17 protein-coding genes and 2 pseudogenes are annotated in these 20,389 nt (G+C 34.2%); 9 read left to right on the top strand and 10 right to left on the bottom strand.

Annotation, left to right across the window (positions count from 1 at the left end):
* Positions 1-177 precede the first annotated feature (177 nt).
* The 3 genes and pseudogenes from DMB91_RS00980 to DMB91_RS00975 all read left to right on the top strand — a co-directional run.
* Positions 178-3,321: pseudogene (locus DMB91_RS00980) on the top strand (type ISP restriction/modification enzyme); the annotation flags it as partial.
* Positions 3,322-3,328: 7 nt separating this feature from the next.
* Positions 3,329-3,490, top strand: coding sequence for a type ISP restriction/modification enzyme (locus DMB91_RS09255; RefSeq protein ID WP_158657038.1), 162 nt, complete (start codon positions 3,329-3,331; stop codon positions 3,488-3,490).
* A gap of 153 nt (positions 3,491-3,643) precedes the next feature.
* A complete protein-coding gene (locus tag DMB91_RS00975; protein ID WP_034902912.1) occupies positions 3,644-3,937 on the top strand; it encodes a type ISP restriction/modification enzyme in 294 nt (97 codons plus the stop codon).
* A 92-nt stretch (positions 3,938-4,029) separates the two neighbouring features.
* Here DMB91_RS00975 and DMB91_RS00970 read toward each other — a convergent pair whose 3' ends face one another.
* On the bottom strand, positions 4,030-4,968 hold the full coding sequence (locus DMB91_RS00970; RefSeq protein WP_034902915.1) for an NAD(P)-binding domain-containing protein: 939 nt from the start codon (positions 4,966-4,968) through the stop codon (positions 4,030-4,032).
* Positions 4,969-5,037: 69 nt separating this feature from the next.
* Between DMB91_RS00970 and DMB91_RS00965 the strand changes: the two genes are divergently transcribed.
* A complete protein-coding gene (locus tag DMB91_RS00965; protein WP_034902918.1) occupies positions 5,038-6,270 on the top strand; it encodes a glutamate-5-semialdehyde dehydrogenase in 1,233 nt (410 codons plus the stop codon).
* On the opposite strand, the gene DMB91_RS00960 is transcribed toward DMB91_RS00965, so the two are convergent.
* Together DMB91_RS00960 and rpe are read right to left on the bottom strand one after the other, a co-directional pair.
* Positions 6,260-7,033 (bottom strand): 3'-5' exonuclease, encoded by a 774-nt coding sequence (locus DMB91_RS00960; protein ID WP_034902921.1) that lies wholly within the window; start codon positions 7,031-7,033, stop codon positions 6,260-6,262. The two genes, DMB91_RS00965 and DMB91_RS00960, sit on opposite strands and share 11 nt — an antisense overlap.
* Positions 7,030-7,677, bottom strand: a complete 648-nt coding sequence (gene rpe, locus DMB91_RS00955; RefSeq protein ID WP_034902924.1) for a ribulose-phosphate 3-epimerase — start codon at positions 7,675-7,677, stop codon at positions 7,030-7,032. The genes DMB91_RS00960 and rpe overlap by 4 nt, the downstream gene beginning before the upstream one ends.
* A gap of 126 nt (positions 7,678-7,803) precedes the next feature.
* On the opposite strand from rpe, the gene rpmB reads away from it, so the two are divergent.
* The 4 genes and pseudogenes from rpmB to DMB91_RS09245 all read left to right on the top strand — a co-directional run bounded on the left by rpmB (position 7,804) and on the right by DMB91_RS09245 (position 9,630).
* Positions 7,804-7,995 carry a 50S ribosomal protein L28 gene (rpmB, locus tag DMB91_RS00950; RefSeq protein WP_034902928.1) on the top strand — a complete coding sequence of 64 codons (192 nt, stop codon included), beginning with the start codon at positions 7,804-7,806 and terminating at the stop codon, positions 7,993-7,995.
* 231 nt (positions 7,996-8,226) lie between these two features.
* The gene (locus DMB91_RS00945; RefSeq protein ID WP_034902931.1) at positions 8,227-8,448 is read left to right on the top strand and encodes a YdcH family protein; all 222 of its coding nucleotides are present in this window, start codon (positions 8,227-8,229) and stop codon (positions 8,446-8,448) included.
* Positions 8,449-8,868: 420 nt separating this feature from the next.
* Positions 8,869-9,102 (top strand): annotated as a pseudogene (locus DMB91_RS09250) (methyl-accepting chemotaxis protein); the annotation flags it as partial.
* Entirely contained in the window at positions 9,100-9,630 is a 531-nt protein-coding gene (locus tag DMB91_RS09245) for a CZB domain-containing protein (RefSeq protein WP_409513458.1), read from the top strand. The pseudogene DMB91_RS09250 and the gene DMB91_RS09245, both read left to right, overlap by 3 nt.
* A 2-nt stretch (positions 9,631-9,632) precedes the next feature.
* Here the strand turns inward: DMB91_RS09245 and DMB91_RS00935 are convergent, their stop codons facing one another.
* From DMB91_RS00935 to DMB91_RS00915, 5 genes are all read right to left on the bottom strand, one after another.
* Positions 9,633-10,226 (bottom strand): NUDIX domain-containing protein, encoded by a 594-nt coding sequence (locus DMB91_RS00935; RefSeq protein WP_034902620.1) that lies wholly within the window; start codon positions 10,224-10,226, stop codon positions 9,633-9,635.
* An 83-nt stretch (positions 10,227-10,309) separates the two neighbouring features.
* Positions 10,310-11,317: a siderophore ABC transporter substrate-binding protein gene (locus DMB91_RS00930; RefSeq protein WP_034902622.1), complete on the bottom strand. Its 1,008-nt coding sequence runs from the start codon at positions 11,315-11,317 to the stop codon at positions 10,310-10,312.
* Between the two features lie 27 nt (positions 11,318-11,344).
* Positions 11,345-12,103, bottom strand: a complete 759-nt coding sequence (locus DMB91_RS00925) for an ABC transporter ATP-binding protein (protein ID WP_034902626.1) — start codon at positions 12,101-12,103, stop codon at positions 11,345-11,347.
* A complete protein-coding gene (locus DMB91_RS00920) occupies positions 12,097-13,038 on the bottom strand; it encodes an iron chelate uptake ABC transporter family permease subunit (RefSeq protein WP_034902629.1) in 942 nt (313 codons plus the stop codon). Before DMB91_RS00920 ends, DMB91_RS00925 begins: the two co-directional genes overlap by 7 nt.
* Positions 13,031-13,999: an ABC transporter permease gene (locus DMB91_RS00915; protein ID WP_052043130.1), complete on the bottom strand. Its 969-nt coding sequence runs from the start codon at positions 13,997-13,999 to the stop codon at positions 13,031-13,033. Before DMB91_RS00915 ends, DMB91_RS00920 begins: the two co-directional genes overlap by 8 nt.
* A 683-nt stretch (positions 14,000-14,682) precedes the next feature.
* On the opposite strand from DMB91_RS00915, the gene DMB91_RS00910 reads away from it, so the two are divergent.
* Complete coding sequence (locus DMB91_RS00910; RefSeq protein ID WP_034902632.1) at positions 14,683-18,195, top strand: acyl-[ACP]--phospholipid O-acyltransferase; 3,513 nt, start codon at positions 14,683-14,685, stop codon at positions 18,193-18,195.
* Here DMB91_RS00910 and DMB91_RS00905 read toward each other — a convergent pair.
* Together DMB91_RS00905 and ftsW are read right to left on the bottom strand one after the other, a co-directional pair.
* Entirely contained in the window at positions 18,187-19,209 is a 1,023-nt protein-coding gene (locus DMB91_RS00905; protein WP_034902636.1) for a UDP-N-acetylglucosamine--N-acetylmuramyl-(pentapeptide) pyrophosphoryl-undecaprenol N-acetylglucosamine transferase, read from the bottom strand. The genes DMB91_RS00910 and DMB91_RS00905 overlap by 9 nt on opposite strands.
* Complete coding sequence (gene ftsW, locus DMB91_RS00900; RefSeq protein WP_034902639.1) at positions 19,206-20,369, bottom strand: putative lipid II flippase FtsW; 1,164 nt, start codon at positions 20,367-20,369, stop codon at positions 19,206-19,208. Before ftsW ends, DMB91_RS00905 begins: the two co-directional genes overlap by 4 nt.
* Between the last annotated feature and the right edge of the window lie 20 nt (positions 20,370-20,389).

Below are 20,389 nucleotides of genomic sequence, written 5' to 3'. Positions count from 1 at the left end.
GTTTTTATAGCATAAATGTATGGATTTATAGTGGCAAATGTAAGTGTAAAAGCGTCTAAAAACTTTCAACTTGCTGAACCAACAATTTCATTACAAGAAAACTATCAAATTCAGCAATTCACAAGTAGCAAATTGCTAAAATCACAATCCATACATTCCATTACATAAGCGATAACTATGAATTTTTTAAGTATTTACCTCACACAGATACAAAACATTACCACAACCGACAAAGAGCACACCCACCGCACAGCATTAGAAAATCTCTTAAAATCCTTGCAAGAAAGCCTAGCACTTGGTAATAAGGACTTAGCACATATTCGTATCAAGCACGAGCCAAACAACGACAAAGAGGGGCGAGGTGCGCCTGATTTTTTGATCCAAAATCAAGGGCTAATCATCGGCTATATCGAAAACAAACGCGTTGGTGCGGATTTAGACTCAATCGCTCAAAGTTCTCAAATTGCAAAATATCTTCAATTGAGTGAAAACATCTTACTAACAGATTATTTACGATTTTGCCTCGTGCGAAAGAGCGAAAAAATAAACATTGGGGGGGGGGCATCAATAATTATACAAGAATGTAGAATCTGCGAACTCTCCCAAATCAAAACTACATTAAAAAACAAATCCCTCTTAGAATCCAAACTTCAAGAATTAAGCGAACTCTTTAGCCTCTTTTTTAGCCACAATCCAAAGCCCATTAACACCGCCTTAGAATTTGCTTCTACCCTAGCTAGACGCACACAGATACTCAAAGACTTTTTAATTCAAACCCAAGAAAACTCCCATATTTCAAGTCTTTATGATAGCTTTAAAGAACAGCTTTATAAAGAGCTAGACTTTAGTGAATTTGCTGATAGCTTTGCTCAAACACTTACTTATAGTCTTTTTCTTGCAAGGCTTAATAATACAAAAAACCAAGAAATTGATCTGTTTAATGCTAAGAAATTTATCCCAAAATCCTTCTCACTCATCCGTGCAATGAGTGGCTTTTTAGATAATTTAGATGATTTAGAATCCATTAAATGGCTCTTAGAAGAAATCCTTTGTATCATTAATCACATTGATATTTCAAGCATTATTAATGAGCTTAATAAAACAAGCAAAAACGACAATGAAGCGTTAGATTATACTCACAAAGACCCTTATTTGCATTTCTATGAGACTTTTTTAAGTCAGTATGATCCAAAAATGCGTGAGATTCGAGGCGTGTATTATACCCCAGCAAGTGTGGTAAGCTTTATCATCAACGCCATAGACTACACACTCAAAAATGAACTTAAGCTCCCCAAAGGTTTAGGTGCAAGTTTAGAAAATCCTCATATCACACTTTTAGACTTTGCCACAGGCACAGGCACTTTTTTGCTAGAAGCCTTTCGCAAAGCCTTAGAATCCATACCTAAAAATAGCCCAAAGTATGAGCCTAAAAAACTACTTCATCAATTTTCTGGGCTTGAATACCTCATTGCCCCTTATACAATAGCTCATCTTAAACTCTCTCAAAGCTTTAAAGAAGAATTTAATGCACCCTTAAAAGATGATGAATTTTTAAATATCCGCTTAACAAATACACTTTATTTTCGCACAAAAAAAGACGAGCTTAATCAGCAAATCAATCTTTTTGCAGGAATGATAGAGTTAGCAGAGGAATTTAAAGGAGCTCAAGAGATTAAAGAAAATAAGATTTTAATCATCACAGGTAATCCGCCTTATAGCGGAGCAAGTGCAAATAAAGGACTTTTTGAGGATAATGTTCGCATAAGCTATGGGCTAGAGCCAAGCGAGGCAGAGCTAAGCAAAGAGGAGCAAAGATACATTAATCTTTATCTACAAGAGCCTAATAATACAGAATACAAAAAGACCTTTAAGCAAATCCTAGAGCGCAAAAAGCTAAAAAATGAGAAAACCGTAAAATGGCTACTTGATGATTATGTGAAGTTTATTTGCTTTGCAGAATCAAAGATCAAAGAACAAGAAAGCGGAATCTTTGCCTTTATTTCTAATAATGCTTTTTTAGACAATCCTACCTTTAGGGGTATGCGTTACTCCCTTTTAAAGACTTTTGATGAAATTTATATACTAGACTTGCATGGTAATACAAGAAAAAAGGAAATTTCACCAGATGGCAGCAAGGATGAGAATGTGTTTGATATAATGCAAGGCGTTTCAATCAATATCTTTATAAAAAATATCAATTCGTCTCTTACGCAAGATACTAGAATTTGTGATGCTAAGTCCGCTAAAAAATCCTTAAAAAATAACGAAGAATCTCAAAACCACGCCCAAATTTATCATTATGATCTCTATGGCAAAAGAAAGGATAAATATAGCTTCCTCTATGCAAATAGCCTTGATTCTATTGCTTGGACTAAGCTAAAGCCTAAAAATCCCTTTTATCTCTTTATCCCACAAAATGAAAGTTTGAGGGCAGAATATGATAAGGGCTGGAGTGTGAAGGATATTTTTAGGGTGTCAAGTGTGGGGATTGCAAGTGGAAACGATTCCTTTTGTATTTCAAGTTCTGATAGTGAAAAGTCTCTACAAGAATTAAAACAAAGAATACTGACATTCTTAAAACTTGACATTGAAAGTGCAAGAAAGGAATTTAACATTGGTGATGATTCAAGATCAAGTTGGCAAATAGTAAGAGCTAAAGAGGATTTAAAAAAATCGAATAATAGTGATAAAAATTACATAAAAATTGCTTATCGCCCTTTTGATTACCGTTGGACTTATTATACAGGTAAATCATCGGGATTTTTGGGGAGACCTAGATTTGAAACAATGCAACACTTTTTGCAAGGCGATAATTTAGGACTCATCTATAAAAGAGGTTTTCCAAATACACAAAGCGGACATAGCTTTACAACTGATAGCATAATTGATTTTAGGAGTTGGTCTTGCTCGGGAATGCAAGGAGGGGATTATATCTCGCCCCTTTACCTCAAAAACACCAAAGCAAAAGAGAATAAAAAAGATTCTAAGACGAAAAAGCTAGATTCTTCGTCTCAAAATGACAATGCAAAATCTAAAACGCAATGGGTAGAAAACTTCACCCCTGAATTTAGAGAGTTTATTGATTCTAAATACAATGAGCGTTTTAGCCCTGAAGCGATTCTAGGCTATATCTATGCGGTGCTTTTTCATAAAGACTATCGCGAAAAATATATTGATTTTCTCAAAATCGACTTCCCAAAGATTTTATTTGTAGAATCCAAAGAGAAATTTTTAACTCTAAGTGCATTGGGACAAGAATTAATCGTTACACATTTAATGCAAGATTCGCAAATAGAGAGAGAGAGAGAGAGAGCAGAAAATATTGAGAATGAATTGCAATATTGGGTTAGTTTGTCCAAGACAAATATCGAGTCGAGACTTTACGCACAGCTTCATAGCACACACGATAATGGAGATGTGTTACATTTCCAACAAAACCAAAGAAGGCAATTATCTCTTCCCCCTCTATCTCTACCAAAAGGCAAAATAATGCACAATATCGGGCTAGTGGTTTCAAGGAGGACAATTATTTATGGCGGTTGGAAGTCGGTATTTGTAACACAAAACATAGCCGAACTAGGACTATTGGGCGACAACAGGGGAGGAGGTAGCATATTCCCGCTTTATATAAAAGGAGTGAGTAATGAATGAAATTGGCGAGGCGTTATTTAAAGATATAAACAACAAGAATCTAAAAATAGAAAAAATGACTTATAACTTAGAAACTCAAAAGCTTTTTGTAAATGATTCTTTGTATTTTTGCGGAGTTGCTAAGGAAGTGTGGGAATATAAAATCGGTGGTTATCAGGTTTTGGATAAATACCTCAAAAGCCACAAGGGTGAGGAGATAGATTTTGAATATTTTACAAAAATCATTCAAACTTTAAGTAAGAGCTTAAAGATAGAAGAAGAGATTGCAAAAATAGAATTATCTTAACTTTTAGTAAAATATGAGGATTTTGCAAGCATAAGTTAAAAATTTACTTAAAAAGAAAGAATTTCAAGCTTTGAAAGCTTGAAATTGAAGTTTTATGCTAGATAATCATTAATAATAACGCCATCATTTAGCCCAACGACTATGCTTGCACCGTTTTTTGTAGCGATATCACCAGCTACAAATATGCCTTTAACATTACTTTGTTTATGTGCGTCAAATACGGGTACACCTTTGTCATCAACTTCTATGCCACATTTTTGTAAAAAATCCACTGGCGTAGAACCACCGATCGCATAAATGGCTCTATCATATACTTCGCTACTGCCGTCATTAAAGAGCATTTTTACCTTACCATTTTCATCTTGAACTTCGTTAATATCAACACCGAGTTTAAGTGTGATTTTAGCTTCTTTTGCGGCTGTTTCAACATTATTTAGATTGATATCATTAAGCCTTGTGAATTTATCTCTTCTATAGCAAAGTGTAACTTTGTGCTTGCTTGCAAGATCAACAGCGTATTCAGCAGCTGAATTTCCACCGCCTATGATAATGACTTTTTCGCCCTCTTGCACGCTGTTTGCGTTGAAATTGACAATTTTATTTAAAGTGGCAGGGATTTTATAGTCTGGTTTGTTTGGCTTTCCCATTCTGCCTATAGCAACGATGATATTTTTGCATTCATAGCTTTGTTTTGGTGTGGTGATGATAAAATTTTCGCCATTTTTTTTCACACTTTCAACTTCGCTGTTAAGCTCAAGTTCTATGTTGTTTGCTTTTAGGGCTTGATTAAAAGTTGCAAGCGAACTTTCTTTAGTGCCGTCTTCAAAAGGGATATGCCCGCGGTTTATACTATCATGCCCTTTATACTCTTTATCAACTCTTTTGCCGTCTTTATAAAATTTCACAAAGGTTTGGCATATAGCATCAGCTTTTTCAAGTAAAACAACTTCCTTGCCTTTAAGTTTTGCTTCTACGGTTGCTCCAATGCCAGCTGGACCAGCACCGATAACGATAAGATCAACTTTTTTCATACTCAAAATACCTCTCTTAATAAAATTTTTGTATAATGTATCAAATTTTTTATAAACAAAGGATTAAAAATGCGTCAAAGCCTTGAAAAACTTAAGAAAAATACACAAAAATTACTTGAACTTAATCCAAGCCAAAAAGAAAAAATCATACTCGCCCTTGCTCAAGCTTTGCGTGAAAAAATGTATTTGATTTTAAAAGCAAACGAAAAAGATTTAGCAAATTTTAATAAAAATGCAGCTCTTAAAGATCGCTTAAGGCTTGATGAAAAAAGACTTGAAGCACTTTGCAAGGGTTTAGAAACGATTGCTTTTTTGCCTGATCCTGTTGGTAGAGTGCTTGAGGGTTGGGTGAATTATGTCGGTTTAAAGATAGAAAAAGTAAGCATTCCTTTGGGTGTTGTGGGGGTGGTTTATGAGGCGCGTCCAGCGATTAGTGCAGAAATTTTGGCTTTACTTTTGAAAAGTTCTAATGCTGGAGTTTTAAAGGGTGGAAGTGAAGCAAAATACAGCAATGAAGCATTTTTTAATATCATTAATGAAGTGCTTAAAGGCTTTGATTTGCACGAGTGTTTTTTAATGCTTGTTGATAGAGCTGAATTTCAAAGCTTGCTTGAATTTGATGATATTATCGATGTGATCGTGCCTCGTGGAAGTTCGGCTATGATTGCACAAATTGCTGCAAATACGAAAATTCCGCTCATCAAACACGATAAAGGCTTGTGCCATATTTTTGTCGATGAGGGTGCAAATTTAAAAAAAGCCTGCGAGATCATCATTAATGCAAAATGTCAAAGAGTAAGTGTTTGCAATGCTTTAGAAAGCTTGCTAGTGCATAAAAATATAGCCAAAGAGCTTTTTAGTTTGCTTGTGCCAGAGCTTGAGCGATTTAAGGTAAAAATTCACGCACACGAAAATGCTCTTGAGTTTTTCAAGCATTCAAAGCTTGAAATTCAAATCGCTGATGAAAAGGCTTTTGCGAGTGAGTGGCTTGATTTTGAACTCAGTGTAAAGTTGGTTGATAGTGTTCAAGAAGCTTGCGAGCATATTAATACTTTTTCTTCAGCTCATTCTGAAGCCATACTTTCAAATAATGCTCAAAATATCGCTTTTTTTCAAAGATATATTAATTCAGCGTGCGTGTATGTTAATGCTTCGACGCGTTTTAGTGATGGAGGCGAGTTTGGTTTTGGTGCGGAACTTGGAATTTCAACAAATAAACTTCATGCTAGGGGTCCTGTGGGTATAAATGAGCTTTGCACTTACAAATACCTTATCAACGGAGAGGGACAAATCAGGCTTTAGCGGCTTTAAGCGTTTTGGTATTTTTGTTAAAATCAAGCAATTCTTGAGTAGTTTTAATATAAAATGGGAGTTTTTTAAGGCAGTGTTTTAGGATTTCAGCTGCAGCTTTAGCGTCGCTTAGGGCTCTGTGATGCACGCTTGTGATATGTAAAATTTCTTTTAAACTATCAAGCCCATAACGCTCACTTTGAATAAGTCTTCGTGCAAGATCAATGGTGCAAAGGCGTTGATTTAATAGCACACCAAAACCACATTTTTGCAAAGAACTTGAGATAAAACTATAATCAAAACGCACATTATGAGCTACAAAAATGCTATCTGTTAAAAATAGTCTAAATTCATTTAACACTGAAGCTAAAGAAGGTGCATTTTGTAACATAGAACTTGAAATTCCAGTCAGCTCTTGTATATTTAAAGGCACATTTGAAGCTTTGATAAGCGTGTTAAAATGGGCTATTTCTTTGTAGTTTCGGATCTTAACAGCTCCGATTTCTATGATCTGTCCGCCTCGTTTAAAACTTCCATTGCTTTCTATATCTACAACGCAAAAAATTTGATCTTTTAAGGCGGTGCTTTTGCTTTTTAAAACAAGCTCATTTTGAGCATTTAAATTTACACTTAAGCCTAAAAGCTCAAGCATATATAAATCAAAATCGATAAAATTAAGCTCTTCGATCTTGTTTAATTCTTGAAGTGCGAGCGTGTAGGGTTTGTTTTGTTTAGCGAGTTTGGCGACAAACTCGTCGATTTGTTGTTGGCTCAAAATTCAAGCTTTAAAGATGAAATAGCGTTTTTATAATCTTGCGAAGAAAAGATATAGTTTCCAGCCACGAGTATATCAGCTCCGGCAAGTTCAAGTTCGCTTGCATTAAGCCCATTTACCCCTCCATCAACTTCGATAAAAAGTTTAACATTTTTTTGATCAACAAGCTCTCTTAGATGTTTGATTTTATCATAAACTAAGGGCAAAAATTCTTGTCCGCCAAAGCCCGGATTAACGCTCATTAAAAGCACCAAATCCACAAATTCAAGCAAATGTTCAAGTGTGGAGATGTTTGTGTGCGGGTTTAAAACTATGCCAGCTCCAACACCTTTTGATCTTAAGTATTGACAAAGTTTTATAGGGTGGGCATGATTTTCTATATGAAAACTTAAAAATTTAGGTTTAAAAGGCAAAAACAAATCTACAAAAAAGTCTATGTTATCAACCATTAAATGAATGTCAAGCGGCACAGAGCTTGCTTCTTTGATACTTTTAAGCACACAAGGACCAAAAGTAAGGTTTGGCACAAAATGTCCGTCCATAACATCAATATGCAAAAGATCAGCCCCAGCTTCACATACTTTTTCTATCTCTTCTTTAAGGTGCAAAAAATCAGCCGATAAAAGACTTGGTGCTACATACATTTCTAATTTTCCTTTCAAAAAAGTGAATTTTATCTTTTAAAGTATAAGAAAAATATAAATATTTGAAAAATTTAAGCTTAAATTTGCTAAAATTGCACTTTAAAAATTATTTAACAAGGAAAAATTATGTCAAGAATTTGTCAAATTACAGGAAAAGGTCCTATGGTAGGAAATAATGTAAGTCATGCAAATAACAAAACAAAAAGACGCTTTTTGCCAAATCTTAGAACCGTTCGTATCAGCTTAGAAGATGGCACTACAAGAAAAATTAGAGTTGCTGCCTCGACTTTAAGAACTCTAAGAAAGCAAAACTCTTAAACACAAGTCTTTACTTAAAAAAATATCTTTTACTTTCGCTTTTATATTAAGAGCGGAGGTTATCTTGCGTGTTTATTTTTTTTATATCAAAATTGCATTTTTGTGCCAAATCTTTACAATTTGTTCTTTCAAAAGCAAAAACACCCATTTTTTTGCTTATTTTATATAAGTTTAGCATTTTTTTTGTTATAATCTTGATTATATTTAACTTAGATTCAAGGAGTATTTAAAATGTGGCATGAATATAGAGATTTGATGACCGAACTTAAAGGGAAGGACGGGCGTTTTGACAGCTTGTTTGAAAAACATAATGAACTTGATGATCAAATCAAAGCTGCCGAGGAAGGAAGAGTTTATCTTGATGATCTTGAAGTTTCAAGAATGAAAAAAGAAAAATTACGTGTAAAAGAAGAGTTAGGACAATATTTGGCTAATTATTCTAAAAATAAATAAGGAGCTATCGTGTTTGGCTTAAATAAAAAAACTTTAGATGTGGCACTGAATACAAATTCAGAAGCACAAAAAATGCAACTACAAATCTCACAGCTTAGAAGTGAAAATGAAAACTTAAAAGCTGAAATTGAAAAACTTAAAAGTAATTCTCAAAAGACTTTGCAGTCTGATCTTTTCCGCACGCTTTTAGTTGGAATTTTAAGCAATATCTCGGTCGTTCAAAATGATATGCTTGCAAATGTAAATAAAGCTGAAGCGATCGCAAACTCTTCTAATTATTCTTTAGGGGCTATGAATGAACTTGATGAAATCACCAATTCTATCATGCATTCTTTAGACGACATTATAGAATCAGCAAATAAATCCCGCGATACAGCTGGCACCTTGCATAGAAGCGTTGATGAGATCAGTAATGTTATCAACCTTATCAAAGATGTTTCAGATCAAACCAATCTTTTAGCTCTAAATGCAGCTATCGAAGCAGCAAGAGCTGGCGAACATGGTAGAGGCTTTGCTGTTGTGGCTGATGAAGTAAGAAAGCTTGCTGAAAAAACTCAAAAAGCAACAGCTGAAGTAGAAATGAATATCAACCTACTCAAACAAAATGCGAACGAAATGTTTTCTCAAAGCGAACAAGTTGAAAAAGTTTCTATGGATTCAAATACTCATATTATGCAGTTTTCTGATAAATTTAACGAACTTAAAGAAGAAGCAAATGCAAACAATATAAATGCCACCGGTATAGTTTCAGAAGCTTTTGTGTCTTTAGTAAAGCTTGATCATGTCGCATTTAAACTTAATGGATATAAAGAAATTTTCACTCATTCAGGCAAAAAACTTTCAGATCACTTAAGTTGTCGTTTAGGTAAATGGGTCGCGACTGATGGAAAACAACGTTTTGGAACGAATCCAGTGTTCCCACTAATCAACGAACCACACCAAAAAGTGCATCAAAGTATGAATGAAGCAATCGAACTAGCAAAAAACATAGATGAAAGTCAAAACGAACAAATCGAACAAGAAATTCTCTCTAAGTGCAATGACGCTGAAACTGCTTCAGGTCGCTTGTTTGATATATTTAAAGATATGCTTGCTATTGCAAGTGATGCACAAACTAAAACTACTCCACAGCAAGATTCTTCTGATCCTCAAGAAGCCCAAACAAATAAAGAAGAAAGCTGATATCAAAGCCCATATATTTGGGTTTTGTTTTTCATAAACCAAAGATAAGCAAATTCAAAGCTTGCTGCATGCACAATGCGTTTTGAAAACTCTTCGAATTCTTTAACTTTGACAAAAACACTTTGAATTTCCTCATCATCAATTCCACCGCCTTCAGCTTTTTTATCCTCTTCGCTTACTTCGGCAAAAAACAAACTTTGCTTGCTTGCTCCAGAACCAAAACCACCATAAAAATCAGCCACTTTTTCAAGACTTTTTGGTAGATAACCAAGCTCTTCAAGGCATTCTTCTTTGGCTATGTCCTCTATGCTTAAATTTTTATCAACAAGTCCAGAACAAAGCTCTATGCTGTAGCCAAGCTCGCTTTTGTCTATATCGATATTATTTCTTACTTGATAATCCCACAAAGGCACACGAAACTGCTTTACAAAGATAAAACTTTGCCTTTCTTTGTGATATAAGAGTGTAGAGACGCTATCTAGGGCTTCTATAAAGTCCCAAGTATGTTTTTTGCCATTTTTAAGATAACTGAAGCGTTTGGTTTTGATATAAATGGAGCTTTTAAATTCTTCCTGCTTGAGTGTGCTTATATCCATAATTTTGCCTTATTGGGTTTTTAAAATTATAATTAAAAAAAAACAATAAGGCAAATTTTTAGTGAAAAATCTCGTTTATTGTTTTATTTAAGGGCTTTAAAAACTTCATCAACCATAACTTTAAAAGACTCTAAACCACCGCCTGAAAGATACCAATACTCCGGATCAAGATAGATGATTTTACCATTTATCACTGCATTTGTTTTTGCCACTAATGGATTATTAAGGCTAGTTTGAGCTCTTTCTTGATTACCAACGATAACATTTCTATCCACAACAAAAAGATAATCTGGATTGGTTTTTAAGATGTATTCAGAATCAGCTCTATTTCCATGAGTGCTAGTTTTTATGCTTTTATCAGCTGCTTTGATACCCAAAACATCATGGATAATGCCAAATCTTGAACCCTCACCAAATACTGAAATACGATTTGCATTTGTGAGCACGATAAGTGCTTTTTTGTTAGGATCAAGTTCTGCTTTTTTACTTTCAATATCAGCCTTTATGGCTTCAAGTTGAGCTTTGGCTTCTTCTTGTTTATCAAAAAGTGTGGCTAGAGTGATGATTTTGTTTTCAAAAGAATTTAAAAAATTTGCATTATCTGTGCCAACATAAATTGTCGGTGCTATTTGATTGAGTTTATCAAAAAATTTAGCTTGTCTACCCGAGATGATAATCAAATCAGCTTGAAGTTCATTTACTTTTTCAAAATCAATTTCATTTACTGCCCCAACGCTTGTTTTATCCTTAAATTGCTCAAGGTATTTTGGTAGAGTTTTACTCGTAACGCCTACGACGCGTTCATTTAAACCAAGTGCATCAAAGGTATCTAAAGCTCCAAGATCAAAGATGATAACCCGACTTGGATTTTTTATCACTTCAGTTTTACCCAAAGAATGTTCGATCTCAAAGCTTGAGCCTTTATCATGAAGCACAAGAGGCTTATAACTAACTTCTACTCTTGCTTTTTCTTTAGTTGAAGTATTGGGCTCAGTGATGTTTGAGTCTTGTTGAATGCTTTTGTCATTGCCACAAGCAAAGAAAAAGAAAGCAAAAACTGAAAAAATCGTAATGAAAAGCGTTTTTTTCATTATTTCTCCTTTAACATAAGATAAATTTTATTCATAATACACGCAAATTTTCTTTGAATTTATTTCTTGTATTTTAATATCAAAATCATAAATTTCTCTTAAAATTTCACTTCGAATCATATCTTTTGTATTGCCATGAAATAATACTCGTGCATTTTTCATCGCTATTATGGTGTCTGAATACACAGAAGCAAAATTAATATCATGTAGCACAAGTATAATACTTTTGTTAAATTCAGACACAAGCTTTTGAAGCATTTTCATGATATGCACGCAATTTTTCATATCCAAGTTGTTTAAAGGTTCATCAAGCATGATATAATCAGTATCTTGAGCGATAATCATCGCGATAAACGCACGTTGCTTTTGCCCTCCACTTAAGGAGTCTAAAAAGCGATCTTCTAAGTCTTTAAGTCCCATAAATTCAATAGCTTGAGCTATTTTTTGTTTGTCTTTTTCGCCCAATTTACCTGCACTATAAGGAAAACGTCCAAAACTTACTAATTCCTTAACTCTAAGGCGAATATTAAGATGATTTTGCTGTTTGAGTATGGAAATTTTTTTTGCAAGCTCGCTATTTTTGTATGTTTTAAGGTTTTTATCATCAAATAAAACTTCGCCTGAATCCGGGCTTAAAAGCCTACTTGCCACGCCAAGTAAGGTGCTTTTTCCAGCACCATTTGAGCCGATTAAGGAGGTAATTTTACCTTTTTCAAAGCTTAAATTTATATTCTCAAGCACGGTTTTTTCATCGTATTTTTTGTTAATATTTCTAAGTTCTAACATAAGCGATTACCCTTTAATACAAGATAAATAAAATAAATTCCACCGATAAAATTAATCACTACGCTAAGAGTTGTGTTAAAAGCAAAAACTCTAGCAACAAGATAAGTTCCACCGACTAAAGCGATGATACTTACAAGCGTGCAGGCGATGAGTAAAATACTATGCTTGCTTGTCTTAAAAAGCTCATAGCTTAAGTTTGCAACCAAAAGCCCAAGAAAGGTAATAGGACCTACTAAGGCTGTGCTTATGGAGATTAAAACGGCAATGATGATGAGAAATCTTTTCACTAATCTTTCATATTCAAGCCCTAAATTTATGGATATATCTTTTCCTAAAGCCAAAATATCAAGAAATTTAAAATATGAAAGCATATATATAAAAATGCCAATAAAAAGTATATAGCTTAATACTAGAAGTTCTATTTTGACATTGTTAAAGCTAGCAAACATACGCCCTTGCACGACTAAAAACTCGTCTGGGTCGATCAAGACTCCAAAAAAAGAGCTTAAAGATGAAAAAAATGTTCCAAAAATAAGTCCTAAAAGCAAGATATGATAAATACTACGATTTTCCTTAAATAAAATCTTATAAAAAACAATGCCAAAAGCGATCATACAAATCACAGAAGTAAGAAAATTAATCCTCTCATCATAAACACTCACATGTGTTGCTGTAAGTATAAAAACAAGAAAAGACTGCACTAAAAGATATAAGGAGTCAAGTCCTATGATACTTGGAGTAAGGATTTTGTTATTTGTAATCGTTTGAAAAATAAGCGTGCAAATAGCGATACAAGTGGCAACTAAAATGATAGCTAAAATACTTATAATTCTTTCTTTAATGACAAATTCAGGAAATTTCCCTATAAAGCTAAAAATGTAAATCAAAATACACACCAAAGCGATTGTTGCAGTGATAAAGAGCTTTTTACGCATAATTTTTCTTTTTGAGTAAAATCAATGCAAACATAAAAGAGCCAAGTACACCTAAAGTAAGGCTTACAGGCACTTCAAAAGGATAGATGATAAGCCTTGAAAAAATATCACATACAAGCATTAAAACTGCCCCAAAAAGTCCAACGATAAGGATAGAACCTTTTAAATCATCTCCTTTGAAAATCGAAACGATATTTGGCACTATAAGCCCTAAAAATGGGATAACACCGGCTATAAGTATGATCACAGAAACGATAATACTTACTATAATTAAGCCTAAATTTAAGATAAATTGATAAGAAAGTCCTAAATTTGTGGCTATGTCCTTACCCATACCAACGATTGTGATTTTATTTGCATATAAAAAAGCAAGCAAGAGTAGGGGTAAAGTAAGGTAAATCAGCTCATAACTTCCTTGCATAGTATTTGAAAAATCTCCCTGAAGCCAGCCTTGCATATTTTGAATCAAATTCATCTGATAGGCAAAAAAAGTTGTGATTGAGTTGATAACACCTCCAAACATAAGCCCTATTAAAGGCACGAGGATAAGGTTTTTAAACTTAATTTTGTTTAAAATTTGCAAGAAAATTAAATTTCCTGCCAAAGCAAAAAGTGAAGCGATAAAAACTTGAGTGATAAAAGCACTTTGAGCGAAAAAAATCATACTCACAAGTATGCCAAGTTTAGCACAATCCATAGTTCCAGCCGTGGTTGGGGAGACAAATTTATTTTGTGTGAGTTGCTGCATGATCAGCCCACAAATACTTAAGCTCATTCCTGTGATAATAATGGCAATGGTTCTAGGAATTCTCGAGATCAAAAGGATTTCATTTTCAAGACTATGTGTATGAAAGATATCAAAAATATGAATATCACTTACCCCAATAAATAAGCTTAAAAGGGCTAAAATGCAAAGCACGGGAAATAAAAAAGCAATATGAAAGAAAAAGCCTAAATTCAAAACAAACCTTAAAATTAGATAATTATTATTAAAATATATATTTTAATAAAAGAAATTTTAATCTTGGTTAACAAAGTCTTAAAAAAATGTAAAATAAAATATCTCCTTTTTAAATTTGAAAAAAACTTTTTATCTCAATCGAGTGTGCTTTTCCTTAAAAAATAAAGTTTTAAAAATTCATGCTATGCTTTAGGATATATTAGGATACAGCATAACTTTAATCATAAAAAATGTAGATGAATAAGCCTTTTACCGATATTTCAAGGCATAGCTAAAGGCATAAAGGCAAAATGTGAGGTAGATTAAGATGAAACCAATTGGCTCATAAGAGTAGTAAAAGAGCTGAAAAAATAGCATAAAAAGGCGAATGAAAAGAGTTGGTAAACCTTAAGTTAAGTCTTAAGTCAGTTTAAGGCTTTTACTAAGGGCATTGATACCAATGTTAATATAGTTCTGTTTTTTTAGTAAAACGCCCAAAGAAACTACAACTCAATCAAAATAAACTTAATTTTTCACCCTGTGCTTTTTAACTTTGCCATTTTTTTATTTTTTTCAAAAATGGTTTATTTAACAAATTGAAAGTTTTAAAAAAAAATGAAAATTTTTCCTGCTTAAAGTTGCATTTATTCAGATATAATGAATGTTTTATTTTGAATTTGATTAATAAAAATTAAGGATAGATTTTGAAGCAAATGCCTTTTTTAAAGATTTATGGGGTTATACCCTTTTTGCTTGTGGGTTTTATCAATGCTTTTGTGGATTTAGGACATAAGATTATCATTCAAAATACTATTTATAAAGTCTATACAGGTGATACTCAACTTCTTTTAACGGCTATAGTCAATGCCTTAATGCTCTTTCCTTTCATTATGTTTTTATCTCCATCTGGCTTTTTGGCGGATAAATTTCCAAAAAATTTGGTCATGAAAATTTCAGCTTTTGCTTCTGTGATTTTAACTTTTATCATTTGCGTGGCGTATTTTATAGGAGCTTTTTATTTTGCTTTTACGATGATTTTTTTAATGGCAGTGCAATCAGCACTTTACTCGCCTTCAAAATACGGCTTTATTAAAGAGCTTGTCGGTAAAGATTTACTCACTTTTGGTAATGCTATTATAGCTGCGATTAGCATAGTGGCAATTTTGGCCGGTATGAGCGTATTTTCTTTGAGTTTCGAGCTATTTTATCAAGTGGGTGCAACTGAACCTGGGCAGGTTTTAAAAGATGTTGCACCTTTGGGTTTTGTGCTGATTTTGTTTGCTTGCTTTGAGCTTTTTATGGCGTTTCGTTTGCCATGTTTAAAAGAAGGCGATACAAAGGCTAAATTTGATACAAAGGCTTATGTTAGAGGCAGGCTTTTAGCGCAGAATTTAGGTTTGGTGTTTAAGGATCAAGTGATTTGGTTGTGTATCTTTGGAGTGGCTTTGTTTTGGTCTATCTCTCAGCTTTATTTGGTAGCTTTTCCAAACTATGCAAAAAGTTATTTAGGCGTTGAAAACACCTTTTTTGTTCAAGCGAGTATGGCTTGTTCCGGGCTTGGTGTGATCGTAGGTTCTTTAAACGCTGGACGTTTTTCAAAAAACTATATCGAGCTTGGTTTTATACCGCTTGGAGCTTTAGGCATTTTTTTCACTACGCTTTTAGTGCCTTTTTTTGAGAATTTGCTTATTTATGCTTGTATCTTTTTTGTATTTGGGCTGTGCGGAGCATTTTTTACTATACCTTTAACCTCGCTTATTCAGTTTCGTGCAAAAGAGCATGATCTTGGTAAAATTCTAGCGGGCAAAAATTTTATTGAAAATATAGCTATGCTTATTTTTCTCGTGCTTGCTACAGCTTGTGCGGTGCTAAGTGTGAGGGCTGAAAATCTTTTTTACTTTAATATCATCGTTACTTTTTTTGGGGCGTGTTATGTTGTCTTACTTTTACCTTTTTCTTTGGTAAGAATTTTAGTTTCCTTGGCATTTTTTCAACGTTATCGTTTGCTTGTTGAGGGCTTTGATAATGTGCCTGAAAAAGGCGGTGCTTTGCTTTTGGGGAATCATATTTCTTTTATTGATTGGGCTGTGGTGCAAATGGCTGTGCCTCGCAAGATATATTTTGTCATGGAAAAAAGTATTTATGCGAAGTGGTATATGCGAATTTTTCTTGATCGCTTTGGCGTAATACCTGTTTCTTCAGCAGCAAGCAAAGGAGCTATAGAACAAGTCGCAAAACATATCAAAGAAGGACATTTGGTTTGCATTTTTCCTGAAGGTGTGCTTTCAAGACATGGACATTTGAATGAATTTAAGGCCGGGTTTGAGTTGATTTGTTCTCAGCTTAAAGAAAATGACGGCATTATCTTGCCTTTTTATATCAAAGGGCTTTGGGGTAGCTCGTTTTCAAGAAGCGATGAAGATTTTTCAGCAAGACACAGAAGCTTTGCGAAGCGAAATATAGCCATAGTCTTTGGTAAGCCTATGAGCCTTCATTCAAACAGGGAGGAAGTCAAAGCTAAAGTCTTTGATCTTTCTTTCATCGCTTGGCAATCACAATGTGATAATATGCAAACCATAGCTAGGGCTTTTATCGATAATGCAAAGAAAAATCTTTCAAAAGTTGCTAACATCGATCCTTTAAGTGGAAGTATGACTTATCGTCGTTTTTTAGCTCTTGCTCTAATGCTCTCGCTTAAGATTAAACAAAACTCAAGGCTTTTTAAGATTGTGCCAAAACAAGGCGAGTTTGCACCAAAAGAAGAATGCGTGGGCATTATCTTGCCCGCAAGTTTAGCAAGCTCTTTGTGTAATTTTGCTGTGCTTATCGCTTCAAAAGTGGTTGTAAATTTAAATTTTACAGCTGGAACTAAGGCTTTAAATTTGGCTGTAGAAAATGCTGGTATAAAGCAAATTTATACTTCTAAAAAATTCCTTGAAAAGCTTGAAAACAAAGGCGTAATTTTAAGCTTTGATGAGAGCGTGAAAATTATCTTTATGGAGGATATTATTGTTGAGTTTAAGGCTAAAAAGATGCAAATTCTAAGCTTTTTAGCTCTTGTAAGCCTTGCTCCTAGTGCTTGGATTAAGTCAGCATTCGCTCATCAAAATAATAACAAATTCGTTGCAGCCATACTTTTTAGTAGTGGAAGTGAAGGTGCTCCAAAAGGCGTAATGCTCAATCACCGCAATATCATGAGTAATATCGCTCAAATTTCAGATGTGCTTTGCACTAAAGATGATGATGTTATACTCTCATCTTTACCGCCATTTCACGCTTTTGGGCTAACGGTTACAACTTTTTTGCCATTTTTAGACTCTATCTTAAGTGTAAGTTTTGCTGATCCAACTGATGCAGTTGGCGTGGCTAAAGCTGTGGCAAAAAACAATGTAAGTATAATGTGTGGAACTTCAACATTTCTTGGAATTTATGCACGTAACAAAAAACTTGATGCTTTAATGTTTGAGAATTTACGTATAGTTGTAAGTGGGGCTGAAAAGCTTAAAAGTGAAGTAAGAACGGCTTTTGAGATGAAATTTAAGAAAAATATCTATGAAGGGTATGGAGCAACTGAAACCACGCCGGTTGCAAGTGTAAATTTACCAAATAAATTTGATCCAGAGTATTGGGTTTTGCACCGAGCCTCTAAGGAAGGAAGCGTAGGTATGCCACTGCCTGGAACTGCTATTAGGATAGTTGATCCAAATACGCTTGAAAGTCTTAAAGCAAATGAGGATGGGCTGATTTTAGTAGGTGGGCATCAGGTTATGGCAGGCTATCTTAATGACAAGACAAAAACTGATGAAGTGGTGCTAGAACTTGATGGTATTCGTTGGTATAAAACGGGTGATAAGGGGCATTTAGATGAGGATGGCTTTTTGTATATCATAGATCGGTATTCTCGTTTTGCTAAGATAGGCGGTGAAATGATCTCGCTTGGTGCGATCGAAGAAGAGCTAGCTAAAATTATCGCAAGCGAAGAAATTCGCTTTGTGGCCGTAGCTTTAGAAGATGAGAAAAAGGGCGAAAATATAGTGCTTTTGCTTGAGTGTAAGCAAGATGAATTTGAGGATATAATTAAGCAGATTAAAAACTCAAATCTGCCCGCCATTTTTAAGCCGAGTAAAATCATAAAAATCGAAAAAATTCCGCTTCTTGGTTCGGGGAAGGTGGATTTAAAAGGTGCTAAAGAGTTAGCTAAAGAAAAATTATCTTAGTGTATGTTTAAACATATATTCAAGCATAAAATCAGCTCCATTGCTATACTCTTGTGCTTTAAGTTTGCTTGAGATAAGATCGAGTTTTAAGTTTAGTATGGATTGTAAAAGCAAGGTTTCGTTTTGAGCTTGCTCTTGGGTAAAAATTTGACACAAATTTTGATCAAATAAAAATTTTGCATTACAATACTGATGGTTTTTACTTGCACTTGGATAAGGTATGAAAAGTGTAGGTAAGGCATTTGCACTGAGTTCAAAAAGTGTGCTTGCCCCAGCTCTTGATATGGCTAAATCTGCTTTTTTCATTTTTTGTTCTAAATTCGGCTTGAAAGCAAAAACTTCCGCATTTATCCCCAGTTCTTTATAAGCATTTTGGCATTTTTCAAATTCAAGCTTTCCTGATTGATGAATGATTTGTATGCCCATTTCATAAAGCTTTGGAGCAAGTTTTAAAGCAAGAGAGTTGATAAAACTAGCTCCTTGAGAACCGCCTAGAAAAATGATGGTTTTTAACTCTTTTCTTATCCTTGCTTGTTCGAAAAAGCAAGGTTTGATAGGATAAGGACAAAAAATAGGCTCAAAGGCACTAAAAAAGCCTTTTGAAAATGGTTTTAAAAGTTTATTTAAACTCCCACTTTTTGAGTTTTGCTCATGTATGAAAAGAGGTGTTTTGTTAAAAATAGCCCCGAAAGAAGCCGGTGCTGCTGAATATCCACCTACACTAAAAACAGCTTTTATATCTTCATCGCGTATGATTTCTTTACATTTTAAAGCAAGTTTAAGTGTATGTGCAAGGCTTTTAAATTTGCCTAAGCCTTTTTGATTAACCACGCCTTTGCTACTTAAAAAATGTTTTTGTATAAAGCCAGCTTGGTTTTCAAACCAAGCTTTATCTTGCCCGCTTTCACTGCCTATATAAATACATTCTAAACCTTTTTTTAAGGCACTTTCAAGCAAGCAAGCAACTATGTTTAAATGTCCGCCTGTGCCTCCTCCTGTAAGGATTATTTTCATAGTTTCACCTTTTTTGAGATCATTAAAACATAGCCTAAACCTATGCAAATACTCCACATAGAACTTCCCCCATAACTTAAAAGAGGCACAGCCACACCTTTAAGTGGAGTTAAAGAGATAATACCAAAAGCATTCATAAAAAAACTAAAAAGCAAGAGTAAAGCCACACCAGAACAAAAGATAAAATGCACCTTATTTTCACAACGTCCAGCTATACGAAAAATTCGCAAGATCAGTAGTAAATATAGCATGCAAACTATACCTAAGCCAAAAAGTCCAACCTCTTCAGTGATACCTGAAAGCACAAAGTCTGTATGCACCTCGCTTAAAAAGCCAAGTTTAAATATCCCAAGTCCTAAACCTTCACCAAAAAAGCTTCCATGTGCTATAGCATTTAAGGAGTGTGAAATTTGGTAAGGTTCTGAATTTGAGCTAACTTTTAAGGCGTTTGCAAGCCATTCTGGGAAAAGGGGTAAAAAAGCATCTTGGATATTGCCCCACCAATTCATAATGCGTTCAATCCGCCTTTGATTACTAAAAATAACCAAAAAACCGATGAGTGTAATGATAGCAAGTCCAAAAGCAAAAAGTCTTTTACTTGCTCCAGCAAAAAAGGCAAGTGCAAGGATTAAGAAAAAGGAGATCACGCTTTGTCCAAGATCATTTTGAGTAAGATAGATATAGCCTATAACGATTAAAGCAACGATAATATAAGGTAAAAGTATGAGTATTTCGTGTTTTATCGCCTTTTTGCTCTCATCAATTCTTCTTGTATAAGACCACGCTAAAAAATAAATCAAACCTATCTTAAAAAATTCAACCGGTGAAATGGAAATTGCCCCAAGCCTTATCCAACGTTTTGCTCCACCACTTGCAGTGGCTAAAGAATTAGGTAAAAAAGGCAGGATAATAATAGCTAGGAAAGAAATGAGTAACAAAGCAATCATTATATGGTGGAAATAAGCTCCGTCTGGATCAAGCTTTGAGATAAAAAACATAATCAAAATTCCACTTACCCCAAAGGCAAGCTGGCGAATGAAAAAATGAAATTCATCATAGTTAAAATACAGCACCACAAAAGTGCTTAAAGAATAAGAAAAGACTATGCCTATAGTGATTAAAATACAAGTTAGGTAGAATAATTGTTTATCTGCAAGCACACTTTTCCTTTTTTTATTAC

Origin of the sequence: Campylobacter sp. MIT 97-5078 (assembly GCF_006864455.1) — a bacterium.
Classification (GTDB): Bacteria; Campylobacterota; Campylobacteria; order Campylobacterales; family Campylobacteraceae; genus Campylobacter_D.
The sequence above is the reverse complement of the archived record's forward strand: the minus strand, read 5'-3'. Positions and strand labels throughout refer to the sequence as shown.

Bases quoted from the DNA above. Each gene is read 5' to 3' on its own strand.
- DMB91_RS09255 (WP_158657038.1), top strand. From the start codon at position 3,329: ATGAATTGCAATATTGGGTTAGTTTGTCCAAGACAAATATCGAGTCGA.
- DMB91_RS00975 (WP_034902912.1), top strand. From the start codon at position 3,644: ATGAATGAAATTGGCGAGGCGTTATTTAAAGATATAAACAACAAGAAT.
- DMB91_RS00970 (WP_034902915.1), bottom strand. From the start codon at position 4,968: ATGAAAAAAGTTGATCTTATCGTTATCGGTGCTGGTCCAGCTGGCATT.
- DMB91_RS00965 (WP_034902918.1), top strand. From the start codon at position 5,038: ATGCGTCAAAGCCTTGAAAAACTTAAGAAAAATACACAAAAATTACTT.
- rpe (WP_034902924.1), bottom strand. From the start codon at position 7,677: ATGTATGTAGCACCAAGTCTTTTATCGGCTGATTTTTTGCACCTTAAA.
- rpmB (WP_034902928.1), top strand. From the start codon at position 7,804: ATGTCAAGAATTTGTCAAATTACAGGAAAAGGTCCTATGGTAGGAAAT.
- DMB91_RS00945 (WP_034902931.1), top strand. From the start codon at position 8,227: ATGTGGCATGAATATAGAGATTTGATGACCGAACTTAAAGGGAAGGAC.
- DMB91_RS09245 (WP_409513458.1), top strand. From the start codon at position 9,100: ATGGATTCAAATACTCATATTATGCAGTTTTCTGATAAATTTAACGAA.
- DMB91_RS00935 (WP_034902620.1), bottom strand. From the start codon at position 10,226: ATGGATATAAGCACACTCAAGCAGGAAGAATTTAAAAGCTCCATTTAT.
- DMB91_RS00930 (WP_034902622.1), bottom strand. From the start codon at position 11,317: ATGAAAAAAACGCTTTTCATTACGATTTTTTCAGTTTTTGCTTTCTTT.
- DMB91_RS00925 (WP_034902626.1), bottom strand. From the start codon at position 12,103: ATGTTAGAACTTAGAAATATTAACAAAAAATACGATGAAAAAACCGTG.
- DMB91_RS00920 (WP_034902629.1), bottom strand. From the start codon at position 13,038: ATGCGTAAAAAGCTCTTTATCACTGCAACAATCGCTTTGGTGTGTATT.
- DMB91_RS00905 (WP_034902636.1), bottom strand. From the start codon at position 19,209: ATGAAAATAATCCTTACAGGAGGAGGCACAGGCGGACATTTAAACATA.